Here is a 15,014-nt window from a genome sequence, read left to right on the forward strand (position 1 = left end):
ATGGGCCCCAGCGCATCGCCCCGCGGGAGGCCATGGTGACCGATCCCTGGGTGGCCCTGGAGCCAGGAGCCGACCCTGCCGAGCGCGTACGCGCGCTGCACCGGGCGCACGAGACCTTCACCGAGGCCGGCACGGTGCCGCGCCCGGTGCGCGGCGTGGTCGCCGACTCGTGGCGGCGTTCGGCGCGCGCCGGGGTCCACCCGGACGGCTCCGCCGACGTCGAACTGACGGACGGTGACCTCGGGACCTACCGCGCCGAGCATCCGCTGGCCCATGTGATGCCGCTGTTCCGGGAGTTGCTGGGCACGTTCGCCTCCGACGGCCGCCATCTGCTGGCGGTGTGCGACGCGCGCGGCAGGCTGCTGTGGGTCGAGGGGCACGCGTCGACGCTGCGGCAGGCGGGGCGGATGAACTTCGTGCCGGGCGCACGGTGGTCGGAGAGCGCGGTCGGGACGAACGCTCCGGGCACGGCGGTCGCCGTCGGCCGTCCGGTCCAAGTGTTCGCGGCCGAGCACTTCGTGCGGCGCGTGCAGCCGTGGACGTGCGCGGCGGCACCCGTGCACGACCCCCGCACGGGGCGGCTGCTCGGTGCGGTGGACATCACCGGCGGCAACGGCCTCGCGCATCCGCACAGCCTCGGGTTCGTGCGTGCCGTGGCCCGTGCGGCGGAGTCCCAGCTGGCGTTGCTCACGCCGGGCCGCCCGGCCGCCCGCGGGTCCGAACTGGCGGTGCTGGGCCGCGACCGTGCCGTGCTGACGACGGGGGGCCGCGGGATACGGCTCAGCCGCCGGCACAGCGAGATCCTCGTCCTGCTGGCCGAGCGTCCCGACGGCCTGACCGGCGACGAACTCGCGTGCGCGCTGTACGAGGACGAGTCGGTGACGCCGGTGACGCTGCGCGCCGAGCTGGCCCGGCTGCGTCAGGTGCTCGGGCCGGGGGTGCTCGCGTCGCGTCCCTACCGGCTCACCCTGCCCCTGGAGTCCGACGCGGCCGTCGTCGAACGCCGGCTGGCGGCGGGCGCGGTCACCACCGCCCTGGCCGGCTACCCCGGCCCGCTGCTGCCCGCCTCCCGGGCGCCGGCGGTCGTACGGCTCAGGCGCCGCCTCGCCGACGGGCTGCGCGCTGCGCTGGTCGCGGGCGCGGATCCCGACCTGCTGGCCGACTGGGTCCACGCCCCGTGGGGCGAGGACGACGTGGAGGTGTGGCGGGCGCTGGCCGCGGCCCGGCCCACGCCGTCCCACCGGGCCCGGCTGGCCGCGCTGGAGGCGGAACTGGCGGCTCCGGGCGGGTGGGCCGGCCGCGAGGACGGGTAGCGGCGCCGGCCGGTCCGCAACGTGGTTGCAACGTTCGCGTCCCTACGCTCCGGCGCAGAGCTGCCCAACGGCGGGCGGCGCTGCCGAAGGAGGCCAGTCCGCATGACCCGTTACGCGGCGCCCGGAAGCGAGGGCGCGATCGTCTCCTACCTGCCCCGCTACGACCACTTCATCGGCGGGGAGTACGCGCCTCCGGTCAGGGGACAGTACTTCGAGAACCCGAGTCCGGTGAACGGGCAGCCGTTCACCGAGGTGGCACGCGGTACGGCGGAGGACGTCGAGGCGGCGCTCGACGCGGCCCACGCGGCCGCGCCCGGCTGGGGGCGCAGGTCGGCGTCCGAGCGGTCCGACATCCTGCTGAAGATCGCCGACCGCATGGAGGCCAATCTGGAGGCCCTGGCGGTCGCGGAGAGCTGGGAGAACGGCAAGCCCGTACGGGAGACCCTGGCGGCCGACATCCCGCTGGCCATCGACCACTTCCGCTACTTCGCCGGCGCCGTGCGCTCCCAGGAGGGCACGCTCAGCGAGGTCGACGGCGACACCGTCGCCTACCACTTCCACGAGCCGCTGGGGGTAGTCGCCCAGATCATCCCGTGGAACTTCCCCATCCTGATGGCGACATGGAAGCTGGCGCCCGCCCTCGCCGCGGGCAACGCGGTGGTCCTCAAGCCCGCGGAGCAGACGCCGGTCTCCATCCACTACTGGCTGAGCCTCGTCTCCGACCTGCTGCCGCCGGGCGTGCTGAACATCGTCAACGGCTTCGGCCCGGAGGCCGGCAAGCCGCTCGCGTCCAGTCCGCGGGTGGCGAAGGTGGCCTTCACCGGGGAGACGTCCACCGGACGGCTGATCATGCAGTACGCGGCCGAGAACCTGAAGCCGGTCACGCTGGAGCTGGGCGGCAAGTCGCCGAACATCTTCTTCGACGACGTGTGGGAGAAGGACGACGACCTGCGGGACAAGGCCCTCGAGGGGTTCACGATGTTCGCGCTGAACCAGGGCGAGGTGTGCACCTGCCCGTCCCGCGGGCTGATCCAGCGCGGCAACTACCCCGACTTCCTGGCCGCGGCCGTCGCCCGCACGGAGCTGATCAGGCCCGGGCATCCGCTCGACACCGACACGATGATCGGCGCGCAGGCGTCGAGCGAGCAGCTGGCCAAGATCCTCTCCTACATCGACATCGGCCGGCAGGAGGGGGCCAAGGTCCTCACGGGCGGCGAACGGGCCGAGTACGACGGTGACTTGAAGGGCGGCTACTACGTGCGGCCGACCATCTTCGAGGGCGACAACCGCATGCGTGTCTTCCAGGAGGAGATCTTCGGCCCCGTCGTCTCCGTGGCGTCGTTCGACGACTTCGACGACGCGATCAAGATCGCCAACGACACGTCGTACGGTCTCGGCGCGGGCGTGTGGACCCGCGACATCAACACGGCCTACCGCGCCGGGCGGGCCATCCAGGCGGGCCGCGTCTGGACCAACTGCTACCACGCCTACCCCGCGCACGCGGCATTCGGCGGCTACAAGCAGTCCGGGATCGGCCGGGAGACGCACAAGATGATGCTGGACCACTACCAGCAGACGAAGAACATCCTCTGTTCTTACAGCCCTCGGAAACTTGGCTTCTTCTAGAGCCTGAAGTCGGGTTGCCCGGAGGCATCGTCGCGCTCCAGGCAACCCGACGCCCCGTTCAGGTCACCGGACCCGGGGTGGGCGGTGCCGGGTCGTAGTCGGCCTTTTCGCCGAGGTCGCGCAGGCGCGTTGCGGCGGTGAGCATGTCCCGGTGGCTGGTGTAGAGGGCGTTGACGCCGAAGCGGAGCAGGTCGGGCGCGCGCATGTCCGCGATGACCCCGACCTCCGCGAGGGCGACGGCCAGACCGCGGGCGTGGGCGTGGCGGAGGGTGACCTGACTGCCGCGGCGGCCGGGTTCGGCCGGGGTGACGGGGGTGAAGCCCAGAGGGGGCAGGAGTGCGTCCACGCAGCGCAGGAAGAAGCCTGTCAGCGACAGGCTCTTGGTACGGAGCCGGGCCAGGTCGACGCCGTCGAAGGCGGTGAGGGCCGCTTCCAGGGCGAGCAGGGAGAGGATCGGCGGGGTGCCGATGCGGGCGCGGGCGATGCCGGGGGCAGGTGTGTAGGAGTCGGCCAGGGCGAAGGGATCGGCGTGGCCGGTCCAGCCCGGCAACGGGGTTTCCAGCGTGGTGTGGTGGCGTCGGGCGACGTAGAGGAAGGCGGGAGCGCCGGGGCCGCCGGAGAGGAACTTGTAGCCACAGCCGACCGCCAGGTCCACGCCCAGGCCGTCGACGTCCAGGGGCAGGGCGCCGGCGGCGTGGCACAGATCCCACAGCGCCAGGGCCCCGGCGTCGTGCGCGGCCCGGGTCAGCGTCCGCATGTCGTACAGCTCGCCGGTGCGGTAGTCGACGGGCGAGTAGCTGACGACGGCGACCCGATCGCCCTCGGCGGCGAGGAAGTCCGGAAGATCCCCCGGGCGCACGTGCCGTACCGCCAGGTCGCGGCGGCGGGCGACCGCGTCGGCGAGGTAGCGGTCGGTCGGGAAGTGCCCGGGGTCGGTGACCAGCAGCGGGCGGTCCGGGCGGAGGGCGGCGGCGGCGTCGAGGGCGGTGAACAGCTGCACGCTGGTGGAGTCGCCTGCGATCGTCTGCCCCGGCGCCGCTCCGATGAGCCTTCCGACGGTGTCGCCGACGCGCAGCGGCGCCTCCCACCAGCCGGCCGCGTTCCAGGAGCCGATGAGTCCGGTCGCCCACTGGCGCCGTACGACGTCGTCCAGGGCCGCCGGCACGGCGGCGGGCAGTGGGCCCAGGGAGTTGCCGTCGAGGTACACGACGTCCGGCGGGAGCAGGAAGCGGGCCCGGAGGTCGGCCAGGGTGTCGTCGGCGTCCAGCCGTGCGGCCTGCTCGTGCAGGCCGGCGGTCGCGGAGAGTGCGGGGGTCATCGGTGTGCGGCCTCCTCGTCCGCTCGGCCGGCGTCCGCCGGGAAGTGGGCGGCCGCCATGTCCCGGAGGGTGTCGGCGACCGCGCGGGCGCCGGGCGCCCCGGGTTCGATGAGGGTGTAGTGGCCGGTGCCGGGCAGGACGACCGTCCTGAGGTCCTGGTGCACGGCCGCGTAATCGCTGAACTGGGTGAGGGGGACCTCCTCGTCCGCGGCGCCGTGCAGGAGCACGGTGGGCACGCCCGTGGTCCCGGTGCCGCGCAGCAGGGTGAGGGGGTCGACCTCGGGCAGGCGTGCCGTGAAGTGCTCCTCGCCGCCGAGGAGTTGCAAGGCGGCGTCATCGCTGAGGCGGTCGCGGCGGGTGGCGGTGAGGTCGGTGATCGGGGCGAGGGCGAGCACACTCGTCGGCAGGGTGCGCGTGTACCAGCGGGAGGCGGGCGGCAGCAGGCCCCGGGCGGCGCACCACAGGGCCAGGTGGCCGCCGGAGCAGTGGCCTGCCAAGACGTAGGGGCGGCCTTCGGGCAGCGTGTCGACGATGCGGGCGATGTCGTCGAAGGTCTCGGGGTGGCCGCCCGCACCGCCGGATCGTCTGAAGCCCGGGAGCAGCACATTGAACCCCTGCGTGGACAGCCAGTCCGCGAAGGGGGTCAGGTGCATCCGGTCGTAGCGCCAGTAGCCGCCGTGCAGGAGGATCACCAGCGGGGCCTCCGGGCCGACGGACGGCCAGGCGTCGTAGGACTGGTGGGGGTGGTCGCCGTAGCGGCCGTGCACCGGGGCCAGGACCGGCTTCAGGCTCAGGACCCGTCGCTCCTCCTCGGCCGCGAAGGCGGAGATCGGCCTAGACGTCACCGCGCACCTCCCACAGTTCGGGGAAGACCGGCCGGGCGGCGCGCTGTTCGAGCCAGGCGAGACCGGCGGATCCGGCGCTGCCCGGTTTGGCTCCCATGGCGCGGCGGACCACCAGGACGTGGTCGAACCGCCAGCGGGTGACGAGTTCGGCGATGTCCGTGAGCAGTTCGCCCAGCGCGAGGTGGGGGTGGTGCTGCGGACCGGCGTAGACGTGCCTCCACGCCTCCACCACGCCGGGGTCTGCGTCGTAGGGGCGGATCACGTCCCGTTCGCGGACATGGGCCGGGACCGGCAGGCCCTGGCGGTGGAGGTAGGCCAGCACGTCGTCGTACAGGGACGGTTCGCGGTAGGTCTCGGCGAGCGCCTCGTGGACGGCCGGGTCTCCGCGGTGGGCGCGCAGCAGCCCGGCGGACTTGTCGCCGAGGAGGAACTCCATGTGCCGGTACATCGCCGACTGGAAGCCCGAGGCCCGGCCGAACGCGGCCCTGAAACCGTTGAACTGGGCAGGCGTCAGGGCGGCGATGGGCTCCCAGGCGCCGCTCAGAGCGGTCAGCGCGCGGCGGCTGCGCACCAGCGCGTCCATGGCTGCGGGCAGGTCGTCCTTGGCGAAGGCGACCTTGGCGGTGCGCCACTCGTGCACGATCAGGGTGAACCACAGCTCCATCACCTGGGTGGTGACGAGGAAGCCCATCTCGTCCGGGGCCTCGGTGAACGGGTGCTGCAGCGTGTTGAGGACCGAGGCGTGCACATACGTGTCGTAGGGGCTGGCGCCCTCGAAGGGGCAGGTCAGGGTGGAGTCGGTGCTCGTGCGGTCGTTCATCACATCTCCCAGGAGTGCGTAGGGTCACACACCGAGGTGGGCGCCGCCGGAGGCGTCGATCCACTGACCGGTAACCCAGCGGGCGTCGTCGCTCGCGACGAAGGAGACGACGTCCGCGATGTCCACCGGGTCGCCGAGCCGGCCGAACGTGGAGGCCTCGGAGTAGCGGCGGCGGATCTCCGGAACGGCGAGGGTGGGGTTGATCTCCGTCTCGGTGTAACCGGGTGCGACGGCGTTGACGGTGATGCCCCGCGGGCCGAGCTCATGGGCCAGGGAGAGGGTGAGGTAGTCGAGGGCGGCCTTGGTCATGGTGTAGGAGACGATCGCCGGGAAGGCGACGCGGGCCGCGACGGAGGAGATGTTGACGATCCTGCCGCCGTCCCGCAGGCGGTCCAGTCCGCGCTGGATGATGAAGAACGGCGCCTTGACGTTGATGGCGAAGACGCGGTCGTAGTCGGCCTCCGTCACCTGGGCGATGGGGCGGGGTACGGTGATGCCCGCGTTGTTGACGAGGATGTCCAGGCCCGCCGGGGCGTCCTGCTGCGCCAGGGCGTCGTCGAAGGCCGACCACAGAGTGTCGGCGTCGCCGGGGACGCCGAGTTCGGCGTGGAGGGGGAAGGCGCGGCCGCCGTCGGCCTGGATCTCCTTGACGGTCCGCTCGGCTGCCGTCAGGTCGTGGCCGTAGTGGACCGCGACGAGGGCGCCTTCGCGGGCGAGGCGGTGACTGATGGCTCTGCCGATGCCCCGGCTGCCTCCGGTGACCAGGGCGGTCTTCCCCGTGTGGCGGGCGGTGGCGGTCATCGTGGGTCTCCTTCGCTGAGGGGTGGCGTGGCGCTGACGGATCGGGCGTCGAAGGCCGACGTGATCGGATTGCCGGTCAGGCGTCGAAGTCGAGGGTGATCTCGGGAGTGCGGGGCCTGGCGCGGCAGACGAGCGTGTAGCCGGCGGCGCGGTCGCGTGCGTCCAGGGCGTGCTGGCCGTCCGCCGTCACCTGTCCGGATACGACCTTCGCGCGGCAGCTGCCGCAGACACCCTCCCGGCAGGCGTAGGGCATGTCGGGGTGGCTGCGCAGCAGTGCGTCGAGCAGGACCGGGTCGTCCGGCAGGACGGTGGCGGCACGGCGGCGCCCGTCCAGCAGGGCCGTGACCCGGTACTCCCCCGCCCCCAACGCCTGCCCGACCGGCTCCGGCTCCGGTGGCTGCCTGTCCTCGGCGGTGAACAGCTCCCAGCGGACGAACGACGGATCCGCGCCGAGGCCTGCCAGCACGTGCCGGACGGTGGCGACGAGGCCGGGTGGTCCGCACAGGGCGAACGTGGTGTCCGGGCCCGGCCGGGCGTCCACGGCGGCCAGCAGCCGGCGCACTCCGGAGGCGTCCAGCCGCCGTGCGAGCGGACCGCCCCCGCTCCCCCGGTCCTCCCGCGTCAGCACGTACAGGACGGTGAAACGGTCGACGAACTCGTCCTTGACCTCGGCCAGTTCATCGGCCAGCACGGCGTCGTCGGAGGTGCGCACCGAGTGGACCAGGCTGACGCGGCAGGTCGGGTCCCGGCGCAGCGCGTGGGCGGCCATCGGAGCCAGGGGGGTGATGCCGGTGCCGCCCGCGAGGAGCACATGATGGGCGCCCGGCAGCCGCGGCAGGGCGAAGGCGCCGGTGGGCGCGGAGAGTTCCAGACGCGCGCCCGGTACGAGCCGGGTGGTGGCGTACTCGCCGAAGCCGCCCGGGCCGGAGCGTTTGATCACCAGGCGGAGCGCCGAGGGGGCGTGCGGTGGTGGGCAGAGCGAGTAACTGCGGCGCAGTTCGGCGCCGGAGGCCTGCCGGTGCCGGACGACGACGTGCCGGCCGGGGTGGTGGGCGAAGACATCGCGCAGGTTGGTGGGCACGTGCAGGGTGACGGCGACCGTGTCGGCGCTCAGGTGACGGACCTCGCGGACGTCCAGCGGGTGCCAGCCGAAGCGGCGGGGCGGGCCGGCCGGTGCCTCGTCGGGGAGGGCGGGCGGGGCAGTGTTCACGTGTGCCTCACAGCGCGGTCAGGTGGGGGAAGGGCTCGCGGCACGCGGTGCACCACAGCACGGACTGACAGCGGGCCGGGCCGAAGGCGCTGTGCGGCCGGGTGGCCCTCGAGCCGCAGTGCGGGCAAGGCACGGCGCCCAGCGCGACGGGGACCGGACTGTCCGGCGCCGGGGTCACGGGTGGCGCGATGCCGTGCGCGGCGAGGGCGCGCCGCCCTTCGGGGGTGATGCGGTCCGTCGTCCAGGGGGGCGTCAGGACGTGCCGGACGCGGCCGTCCGGGTGGCCGCAGGAGGTCAGGATCCCCCGCACGGCGGCGGTGATCTCGGGCAGCGCGGGGCAGCCGAGGTAGGTGGGCGTGATCTCCACCTCCAGCACGCCGTCGGCGCCGGGGGCGACACGGCCCACCACGCCGAGGTCGCCGAGGCCGATCACCGGCAGTTCCGGGTCCGGGAGAGCGGCCACCCGCTCGCGCACCTCCTGGGCGGAGCGGCGGGCTGCGACCGGTGCGGGCGTGGATGCGTTCACCAGGTACCTCCGGGGAACTGCCGCCGCACGGACTGCAGTTCCGCGATCAGTGGCCCGAACTCCTCGGTGTGCAGGCCCGCGCGGCCGCCGGTGGCCGACCAGGTGGGAGCGGGCACGGCGAGGCCCGCCTCGGTGACGACGCCAGTGACCCGTCCTAGCCACGTGTCGCGCAGGGGTGCCGGGGAGGGCACGGTGCCGGAAGCGGCCAGGCGGCGCAGGAGGTCGTCATCCTCGAACAGTTCGCCGGCGTAGGGCCACACCCGCTCCAGGGCGTGTCGCATGCGGCGCGCGCTCTCGGCGGTGCCGCGTCCCAGCGTCACCGTCCAGCGATCGGCGTGCAGCCGGTGGAAGGCGACCTCCTTGGCGGCCCGGGCCCCGAACGCGGCGAGCTCGGGGTCGGCGCAGTGCGCGAGGCTCGCGTAGTGGAGGACGGCGAAGTGGGTGTAGGCGAGTTGCCGGGCCACGGTCACGGCGAAGTCGCCGTTGGGCAGCTCGGTCAGCAGGGCGTTGGTGAACTCGCGTTCCGAGCGGGTGTAGGCGAAGTCGTCCTCGGTGCGGCCGGTTCCGTCGAGGCGGCCGGCGCGGGCGAGCAGCGCGCGGGCGTGGCCGATCAGGTCGAGGGCGATGTTGGACAGGGCCAGGTCCTCGTCGATGGTCGGCGCACGGGTGATCCACTGGCACAACCGCTGCCCGAGAACGAGCGCGTCGTCGCCGAGGCGCGTCACGTACCGGGCCAGATCGGGGTGGGCGGCGGACGGCGGCACGTCCGGCAGGGTGCCGGGGCGCACTGCCACAGCGTCACTCGTCGTGCTCACCTTCGGGGCCTTTCTCGGTCAGCGGCGCGTAGTGCTCGGGGTAGCGGTACGGCTTGTGGCGGGCGCCCGCGAAGTACGGGTCGCGTTCGTCCGGGGAGGCCGTGTGGACGGCGTCGGAGCGGACCACCCACAGCGACAGGGGCTCGCCCCGGCGCGTGTACAGGTCGCGGGCGGCGGCCAGTGCCGCGTCCGGGCCGGCGGCACGCACCGACCCCACGTGCTGGTGCGCCAGGCCCCTGCGGGCGCGCAGGAACACCTCCCAGGACGACGGCGCGCCCTGTCGTGCCGCGCTCATGTGGCCGCTCCCCGCGGTTCGTCCGTCCTCGCGGCGTACGCGACGGCGGCCTCCCTGACCCAGGCGCCGTCCTCGTGCGCGGCCAGGCGGCTCGCGATGCGCTGCCGCGCCCAGTGGGTGTCGTCGCCCAGGGCCGTGCGGTAGGTGTGCCAGTCGACGGGCGTGAAGTCGTAGTGCCCGCGCTCCTCGTTCCAGCGGATCGCCGGGTCGGGCAGCGTCAGGCCGAGGCGCTCGGCCTGCGGGACGCAGGTGTCGACGAAACGCTGGCGCAGCTCGTCGTTGGTGTGGCGCTTGATGCCCCAGGCCATCGCGCGGCGGGAGACCGCGGCCCCCAGCGCAGCGGTCCGCGCGTCGGCGCCGCCCGCCTCCGTGTCGGGCGGTCCGAACATCAGCGCCACCGCCGGCAGCCACCAGCGGTCCACCGCGTCCTGCGCCATCTCCTTCTGCTCCGGGGTCCCCTCGCACAGGGTGCGCATCAGGTCGTAGCCCTGACGCACGTGGAAGGCCTCCTCCTGGCAGACGCGGCGCATCGCCCGGGCATAGGGCCCGTAGGACGTACGGCACAGGGGTGCCTGGTTGATGACGGCGGCGCCGTCCGTCAGCCAGGCGATGGCGCCGGTGTCCGCCCAGGTCAGCGCGGGATGGTTGAAGGTGGCCGAGGCGCGCTGCCGGCCGTGGTGCAGGGCGTCCAGCAGGTCGGCGCGGTCCACGCCGAGTGTCTCGGCCGCGGAGTACAGGTACAGGCCGTGGCCCGCCTCGTCCTGCACCTTGGCGAGCAGGACCGACTTGCGATGCAGGGACGGGGCCCGGGTGAGCCAGGCGCCTTCGGGCTGCATGCCGATGATCTCGGAGTGCGCGTGCTGGGCGATTTGACGGGCCAGCATGCGGCGGTAGCCGTCGGGCATCCAGTCGCGCGGTTCGATCGTCTCGCCGTCGGCGATGAGCGCGTCGAAGTGGGCGAGCAGGTCGTCCTCGTCCGCGGTGGCGGAGGCCGTGGTGGTGGCGGTGGTCGACGCGGTCACCGGGCACCGCCCGGGCGTGAGGTGACCGTCGCGGCGGTGTCGTGCTGCGGGCACCGTCGCGGGGACCGGACCCGTACCGGCTGCCTGGGCACGCAGATCACTCCTTCGGTTCGACGACCGCCCGCGCGGGGTGCCGGGCGGAGCGGGTTGCTTCGTTGCGGTAAGAGGCCGGGCGTGCGGCCCGGCTATCCCCGGCCCGCGAGGTTCGGGTGCGTGACAAAGCTCACGGGGCGGTCCGGGGAGTGCGGCCGGACGCGGCGGCCTCTTGAGGAGGTGACAGTCGTAGACCGCGGCGGCCGGCACGCCGAGGCGAAAGGGGAAACCGTGAGCACCATCAGGGAGTTGCTGGTCGAACTCACCGGCACCGTCGAATACGCCGACCGGATCGGCGACGACGCCGACCTGGCCGCCAGCGGCATCGACTCCGGGGACCTGGTGCGCCTGGTCCTGCTGGTCGAGCAGCGGCTCGGGGTCGAGATCACCGCCGAGGACATGGAGGAGCTGCGCACGATCGGTGACTACGAGCGTTTCGTGGCCGAGCGCGCGGGCGCCGGCGCGAGCGGCGGTGCGTGATGTGGCTGACGCAGCTGCTGGAGCGCAACCGTCAGTGCCGGCCCGGCCGGATCGCGCTGGTGGACGACGAACGCAGCGTCACCTGGGCCGAGCTGCACGACCGTACGCGGCAACTTGCCCACGGCCTGGCGGAGTCGGGCATCGGGCGGGGTGACCGGGTGGCCGTGCTCTCCAAGGACCGGATCGAGGTCCTGGAGAGCTACTTCGCGCTGGCCCGACTCGGCGCGCTGTTCGTGCCGCTCAATCACAGCCTGGCCGAGCCCGAGGTCGCCGGGATCGTCGAGCGGGTCGGCGCGGTGGCCGTCCTCGGCGAGTCCGAACTGCTCGACCGCCACGCCGAACTGCCGAAGTCGGTGCGTCTCCGGGTCGCCTTCGACAAGCCCGCCTTCGCGCGGCTGGGCACCCTGGCCGAAGAGCGGGAGCTGCCGGACGTCGCCGACACCGACCCCATCGCCGTACTGCACACCTCGGCGACCACCGGACAGGCCAAGGGGGTGACGGTCGACAGCGCGTCCTTCCGCGCGATCGCCCTCGGCTGGCTGGTGTCGGCCCGCCCTACCGACGACATCGTCATGGTCAACTGCTGCCCGCTCTACCACGGCAGCATGGTCGTGTCCCTCACCTACCTGGCGGCCGGAGCGACAGTCGTGCTGATGCCCGGATTCACTCCGCAGCGGGCGCTGTCGGCGGTGGAGCGGCACCGCGCCACGCACATGTGGCTGGTGCCTCAGATGCTGCGCTTCATGCTCCAGGCGAAGGCGTCCGGGCACACCGACCTGTCCTCCCTGGGGGAGGTGCTGTACGGGGCCGCCCCCATGCCGCTCGACGTCTACGCCGACGCGGTCGAACGGCTCGGGTGCGGCTTCCGGCAGGTGTACGGCATGACCGAGGTGGGGGGCCCGTTCGTCACGCTCGGTCCCGACGAGCACCCCGCGCCCGGGGACGTGACCGCCCGCATCCCGTGCGGACGGGTCGTGCCGGGCATGTCCGCCCGCGCTGTCGACGAGGCGGGCCGGGAACTGCCGCCCGGCGAAATCGGCGAGATCGTGGTGCGCGGGCCGGGCGTCATGCGGGGCTACTGGAACGACCCGGAGGCCACCCGCCAGATCACCCGCGACGGCTGGATCAGGACAGGTGACCTCGGCTTCATGGACGACGAGGGCCGCATCAGCCTGGTGGACCGCACCAAGGATGTGATCATCCGCGCGGGGCAGAACGTCTACCCCTCCGAGATCGAGCGCGCCCTGATGACCCACCCGGCGGTCCGGGACGCGGCGGTCGTCGGCATGCCCGACGAGGACTACGGCGAGGTGCCGCTGGCCTACGTGACCCTGGAGACGGGCGCGGAGCCGAGCACCGCGGAGTTGCTCACACACGTGACGGGGCTGCTCGCACCGTACAAGCGGCCGCGACGGGTGGAGTTCATCGAACAGGTGCCGCGCAATCCCGCCGGCAAGATCATCAAGAAGCTGCTGCGGGTATGAGGGTGCGCGAGGGCGGACGGCGATGAGTGAACGCCCGACGCGCCCCGGGCCGGCCACGACGCGGACGCCGTGGCCGGCCCGAGCTGGTGCGGAGCTCGTGCCGGCGGTTCAGAGCCGCGGGAGACCCCTGTGGTCGGGCCGGGCTGAAGAGGGGCCGCACCGTGGCAAGCCCTCGCCGTGGGTGCGCGACGACCTGGCCGCGCTGCGTCCGCTCCTTCTCGCCTCCGGGCTCGGGCTCGGTGTCGCGGCCGCATCCGAACCGGGCGCGGAACCGGCCGGGCCCGCCGAGGCGGCTGCCGCGGCCTCGATGCCGGAGCAGCGGCGGCGGGAGTTCCTGGCCGGCCGGAGGGCCGCCCGCCGGGCCCTGTGGGCGGTGGGGCTGGACTGCGGTGAGATCCCCCGGTCGGGGCGCCTGCCGGTGTTCGCGCCGGGCCGGGCCGCGTCGATCTCGCACAGTGCGGGGATCGCCGTCGCCGTGGCGCGCGGCGCCGACGGGGAATTGCCTCTCGGCTGTGACCTGGAGCTGCGGCCCCTCCCCCGCGCAGCGGCCCGTCTGGTGCTGCGTGCGGACGAGGAGCCGCTGCTCGCGGTCTGGTCGGTGACCGCATTGTTCTCCGCCAAGGAATCCGCCTGGAAGGCCCTCGCCGTGACGGACGGGGGCCTGCGGGACTTGCGGGCCTCGTCCTGCGGGGACGAACTGCGTGTCGGCCTTCGCGTGGATCCCGCGCGTGCCGTGGGGGTGCGGGTCGTGCACGTCGGGGCGGCGGGCGTCTTCAGCTACGTGACCGGCCAGGATACCGTCCCCGGCTGACAGAAGCCGCCCGTCCCCGGGCGCGCCGGGAGACGGGCGGGGCGACGGATCAGCGCTCCGGCGTCGTGCCGCCGTCCCGGTAGGAACGCCGCACCGAGTCGGCCGCCTTGTCGGTCCGGGCGTCGTACTTGTTGCCCGTCCGCTCGTCGACCATGCGCTCGGCGCCCGAGACGCCCTTGTCCGCCTGGTCGGGGTGGCCCTTGGCCATCTCCTTGGCCTTGTTCATCATGTCGCCCAGCTTGCCCATGGGGGTACCTCCAAGAGGTGCGCGTGCGTCGTACCCCGCCGCAGGTACCCCTCAGGCCGCGGGCGAATCACCCCAGGTCGCCCACCCGGGCCGCCATGTTGCCCGCCGGGTGCCGGTTGTCGTGGATGAGCTGGTGGGCGAGGCCGATCTCGTCGAAGCCGAAGGTCCGGGACAGGCACGGATCGATGATCCCCTGGTCGATCAGCCGGGTGACCTCACGTGCTTCCCGTGCCGTGGCGACGTGCGAGCCCTGCAGCCGCTTCTGGCGCATCCACAGGAACCGCAGATCGACGTCGCCGTTGTAGCCGGTGGTGCCGCCGCACAGCACGACCATGCCGCCGTTGTCGCACAAATACAGGGAGGTGGGGATGGTGTCGGCGCCGGAGTGTTCCAGCACGATGCGCGGGCTGCGGCGCTCGCCCAGCACCTCCCAGAAGGCCCGTCCGAAGGCCCTGGCTCCCGACAGCCAGCGTGCCGTCGCCGCTTCGTCGGAGGTGTCCGGCAGCCTCCCCCAGTGGTCGAACCTCCGCCGGTCGATGAAGCCCTCGGCGCCCAGCTTGAGGCAGAAATCGCCCCGTTCCTCGCTGGAGACGACCGCGACGGGGATGCCGCCGACGTGCCGGACGAGTTGGATGGCGATGCAGCCCAGTCCGCCCGCGCCACCCCAGATCAGTACCGGGTCGCCGGGGCGGACCGTGTGCGGCGGCCAGCCGAAGAGCTGGCGGTAGGCGGTGGCGGCGGTCGCCATGTAGCAGGCGGCCTCCGCCCAGGGCAGCCGCGCGGGCTTGGGGTGGCACATGTAGTCGTCGACGACGGCGAACTGGGCGAACGAGCCGTAGTTCTCCTCGTAGCCCCACACCCGCTGGGTGGCGGACCACGTGGGGTCGCCGCCGAGACGGATGTCCTCGGCCTTCTCGTCCCAGCGGTTGGCGAGGACGACGACCTCGTCGCCGAGCTCCACCCCGCGTACGTCCTCGCCGACCGCCCACACGATCCCGGACAGGTCGGAGCCGCCGATGTGGAAGTCCTCGGTGGCGCCCGCCTTCTGCCGTGCGGCGATCACGTCGAGCGGCGAACCGAGCGCCGCCCAGACGTTGTTGTAGTTGATGCCGGCCGCCATCACCTTCACCAGGACCTGGCCGCGCCCCACGGGCGGCACGTCGACCACCTCGGTACGGAAGGCGTCGACGGGCTGTCCGTAGCGCTCACGGCGGATGAGCGAGGCGTACATCTTCTTCGGGGCGGTGCCGAGCTCGGGGGCGTCACCGAGTTCGTAGAGGTCCTGGGTCGCTTGCACGCTGGTTCTCC

The 15,014-nt window shown here is 73.2% G+C and carries 16 protein-coding genes; 5 read left to right on the top strand and 11 right to left on the bottom strand.

Features of this window, described 5'->3' with window-relative positions; all coding sequences use genetic code 11:
• Nucleotides 1–35 precede the first annotated feature (35 nt).
• Both CNQ36_RS01400 and exaC read left to right on the top strand, forming a co-directional pair.
• The gene (locus CNQ36_RS01400; RefSeq protein ID WP_121548319.1) at nt 36–1,313 is read left to right on the top strand and encodes a GAF domain-containing protein; all 1,278 of its coding nucleotides are present in this window, start codon (nt 36–38) and stop codon (nt 1,311–1,313) included.
• A gap of 102 nt (nt 1,314–1,415) precedes the next feature.
• Nucleotides 1,416–2,939, top strand: a complete 1,524-nt coding sequence (gene exaC / locus CNQ36_RS01405; protein ID WP_121544589.1) for an acetaldehyde dehydrogenase ExaC — start codon at nt 1,416–1,418, stop codon at nt 2,937–2,939.
• 58 nt (nt 2,940–2,997) lie between these two features.
• Here exaC and CNQ36_RS01410 read toward each other — a convergent pair whose 3' ends face one another.
• The 9 genes from CNQ36_RS01410 to paaA form a co-directional block, all read right to left on the bottom strand.
• The gene (locus tag CNQ36_RS01410) at nt 2,998–4,257 is read right to left on the bottom strand and encodes a kynureninase (protein ID WP_121544590.1); all 1,260 of its coding nucleotides are present in this window, start codon (nt 4,255–4,257) and stop codon (nt 2,998–3,000) included.
• Complete coding sequence (locus CNQ36_RS01415) at nt 4,254–5,102, bottom strand: alpha/beta hydrolase family protein (RefSeq protein WP_121544591.1); 849 nt, start codon at nt 5,100–5,102, stop codon at nt 4,254–4,256. Before CNQ36_RS01415 ends, CNQ36_RS01410 begins: the two co-directional genes overlap by 4 nt.
• On the bottom strand, nt 5,092–5,922 hold the full coding sequence (locus CNQ36_RS01420; RefSeq protein ID WP_121544592.1) for a tryptophan 2,3-dioxygenase: 831 nt from the start codon (nt 5,920–5,922) through the stop codon (nt 5,092–5,094). Before CNQ36_RS01420 ends, CNQ36_RS01415 begins: the two co-directional genes overlap by 11 nt.
• Before the next feature lie 24 nt (nt 5,923–5,946).
• Nucleotides 5,947–6,723 carry an SDR family oxidoreductase gene (locus tag CNQ36_RS01425; RefSeq protein ID WP_004936310.1) on the bottom strand — a complete coding sequence of 259 codons (777 nt, stop codon included), beginning with the start codon at nt 6,721–6,723 and terminating at the stop codon, nt 5,947–5,949.
• A gap of 76 nt (nt 6,724–6,799) precedes the next feature.
• On the bottom strand, nt 6,800–7,933 hold the full coding sequence (locus CNQ36_RS01430) for a 2Fe-2S iron-sulfur cluster-binding protein (protein WP_121544593.1): 1,134 nt from the start codon (nt 7,931–7,933) through the stop codon (nt 6,800–6,802).
• Between the two features lie 7 nt (nt 7,934–7,940).
• A complete protein-coding gene (gene paaD, locus CNQ36_RS01435; protein WP_387912179.1) occupies nt 7,941–8,462 on the bottom strand; it encodes a 1,2-phenylacetyl-CoA epoxidase subunit PaaD in 522 nt (173 codons plus the stop codon).
• Complete coding sequence (gene paaC, locus CNQ36_RS01440; RefSeq protein WP_206278396.1) at nt 8,456–9,247, bottom strand: 1,2-phenylacetyl-CoA epoxidase subunit PaaC; 792 nt, start codon at nt 9,245–9,247, stop codon at nt 8,456–8,458. Before paaC ends, paaD begins: the two co-directional genes overlap by 7 nt.
• A gap of 10 nt (nt 9,248–9,257) precedes the next feature.
• On the bottom strand, nt 9,258–9,569 hold the full coding sequence (gene paaB / locus CNQ36_RS01445) for a 1,2-phenylacetyl-CoA epoxidase subunit PaaB (protein WP_121544594.1): 312 nt from the start codon (nt 9,567–9,569) through the stop codon (nt 9,258–9,260).
• On the bottom strand, nt 9,566–10,591 hold the full coding sequence (gene paaA / locus CNQ36_RS01450) for a 1,2-phenylacetyl-CoA epoxidase subunit PaaA (protein WP_121544595.1): 1,026 nt from the start codon (nt 10,589–10,591) through the stop codon (nt 9,566–9,568). The genes paaB and paaA overlap by 4 nt, the downstream gene beginning before the upstream one ends.
• 324 nt (nt 10,592–10,915) lie before the next feature.
• On the opposite strand from paaA, the gene CNQ36_RS01455 reads away from it, so the two are divergent.
• The 3 genes from CNQ36_RS01455 (at nt 10,916) to CNQ36_RS01465 (ending at nt 13,459) form a co-directional block, all read left to right on the top strand.
• Nucleotides 10,916–11,164: an acyl carrier protein gene (locus CNQ36_RS01455; protein WP_077799511.1), complete on the top strand. Its 249-nt coding sequence runs from the start codon at nt 10,916–10,918 to the stop codon at nt 11,162–11,164.
• The gene (locus tag CNQ36_RS01460) at nt 11,164–12,648 is read left to right on the top strand and encodes a class I adenylate-forming enzyme family protein (RefSeq protein WP_121544596.1); all 1,485 of its coding nucleotides are present in this window, start codon (nt 11,164–11,166) and stop codon (nt 12,646–12,648) included. The genes CNQ36_RS01455 and CNQ36_RS01460 overlap by 1 nt, the downstream gene beginning before the upstream one ends.
• Nucleotides 12,649–12,829: 181 nt before the next feature.
• On the top strand, nt 12,830–13,459 hold the full coding sequence (locus CNQ36_RS01465; RefSeq protein ID WP_121544597.1) for an enterobactin synthetase: 630 nt from the start codon (nt 12,830–12,832) through the stop codon (nt 13,457–13,459).
• A gap of 49 nt (nt 13,460–13,508) precedes the next feature.
• Here CNQ36_RS01465 and CNQ36_RS01470 read toward each other — a convergent pair whose 3' ends face one another.
• Entirely contained in the window at nt 13,509–13,706 is a 198-nt protein-coding gene (locus tag CNQ36_RS01470) for an antitoxin (RefSeq protein ID WP_121544598.1), read from the bottom strand.
• Nucleotides 13,707–13,773: 67 nt separating this feature from the next.
• The gene (gene ccrA, locus CNQ36_RS01475) at nt 13,774–15,003 is read right to left on the bottom strand and encodes a crotonyl-CoA carboxylase/reductase (RefSeq protein WP_121544599.1); all 1,230 of its coding nucleotides are present in this window, start codon (nt 15,001–15,003) and stop codon (nt 13,774–13,776) included.
• Nucleotides 15,004–15,014: the final 11 nt, after the last annotated feature.

Source organism: Streptomyces fungicidicus (genome assembly GCF_003665435.1).
GTDB classification, from domain to species: Bacteria; Actinomycetota; Actinomycetes; order Streptomycetales; family Streptomycetaceae; genus Streptomyces; species Streptomyces fungicidicus.

Excerpts from the sequence above, each read along its gene's own strand:
- CNQ36_RS01460 (WP_121544596.1), top strand. The coding sequence starts at position 11,164 with ATGTGGCTGACGCAGCTGCTGGAGCGCAACCGTCAGTGCCGGCCCGGC.
- CNQ36_RS01420 (WP_121544592.1), bottom strand. The coding sequence starts at position 5,922 with ATGAACGACCGCACGAGCACCGACTCCACCCTGACCTGCCCCTTCGAG.
- exaC (WP_121544589.1), top strand. The coding sequence starts at position 1,416 with ATGACCCGTTACGCGGCGCCCGGAAGCGAGGGCGCGATCGTCTCCTAC.
- CNQ36_RS01425 (WP_004936310.1), bottom strand. The coding sequence starts at position 6,723 with ATGACCGCCACCGCCCGCCACACGGGGAAGACCGCCCTGGTCACCGGA.
- CNQ36_RS01410 (WP_121544590.1), bottom strand. The coding sequence starts at position 4,257 with ATGACCCCCGCACTCTCCGCGACCGCCGGCCTGCACGAGCAGGCCGCA.
- CNQ36_RS01470 (WP_121544598.1), bottom strand. The coding sequence starts at position 13,706 with ATGGGCAAGCTGGGCGACATGATGAACAAGGCCAAGGAGATGGCCAAG.
- paaB (WP_121544594.1), bottom strand. The coding sequence starts at position 9,569 with ATGAGCGCGGCACGACAGGGCGCGCCGTCGTCCTGGGAGGTGTTCCTG.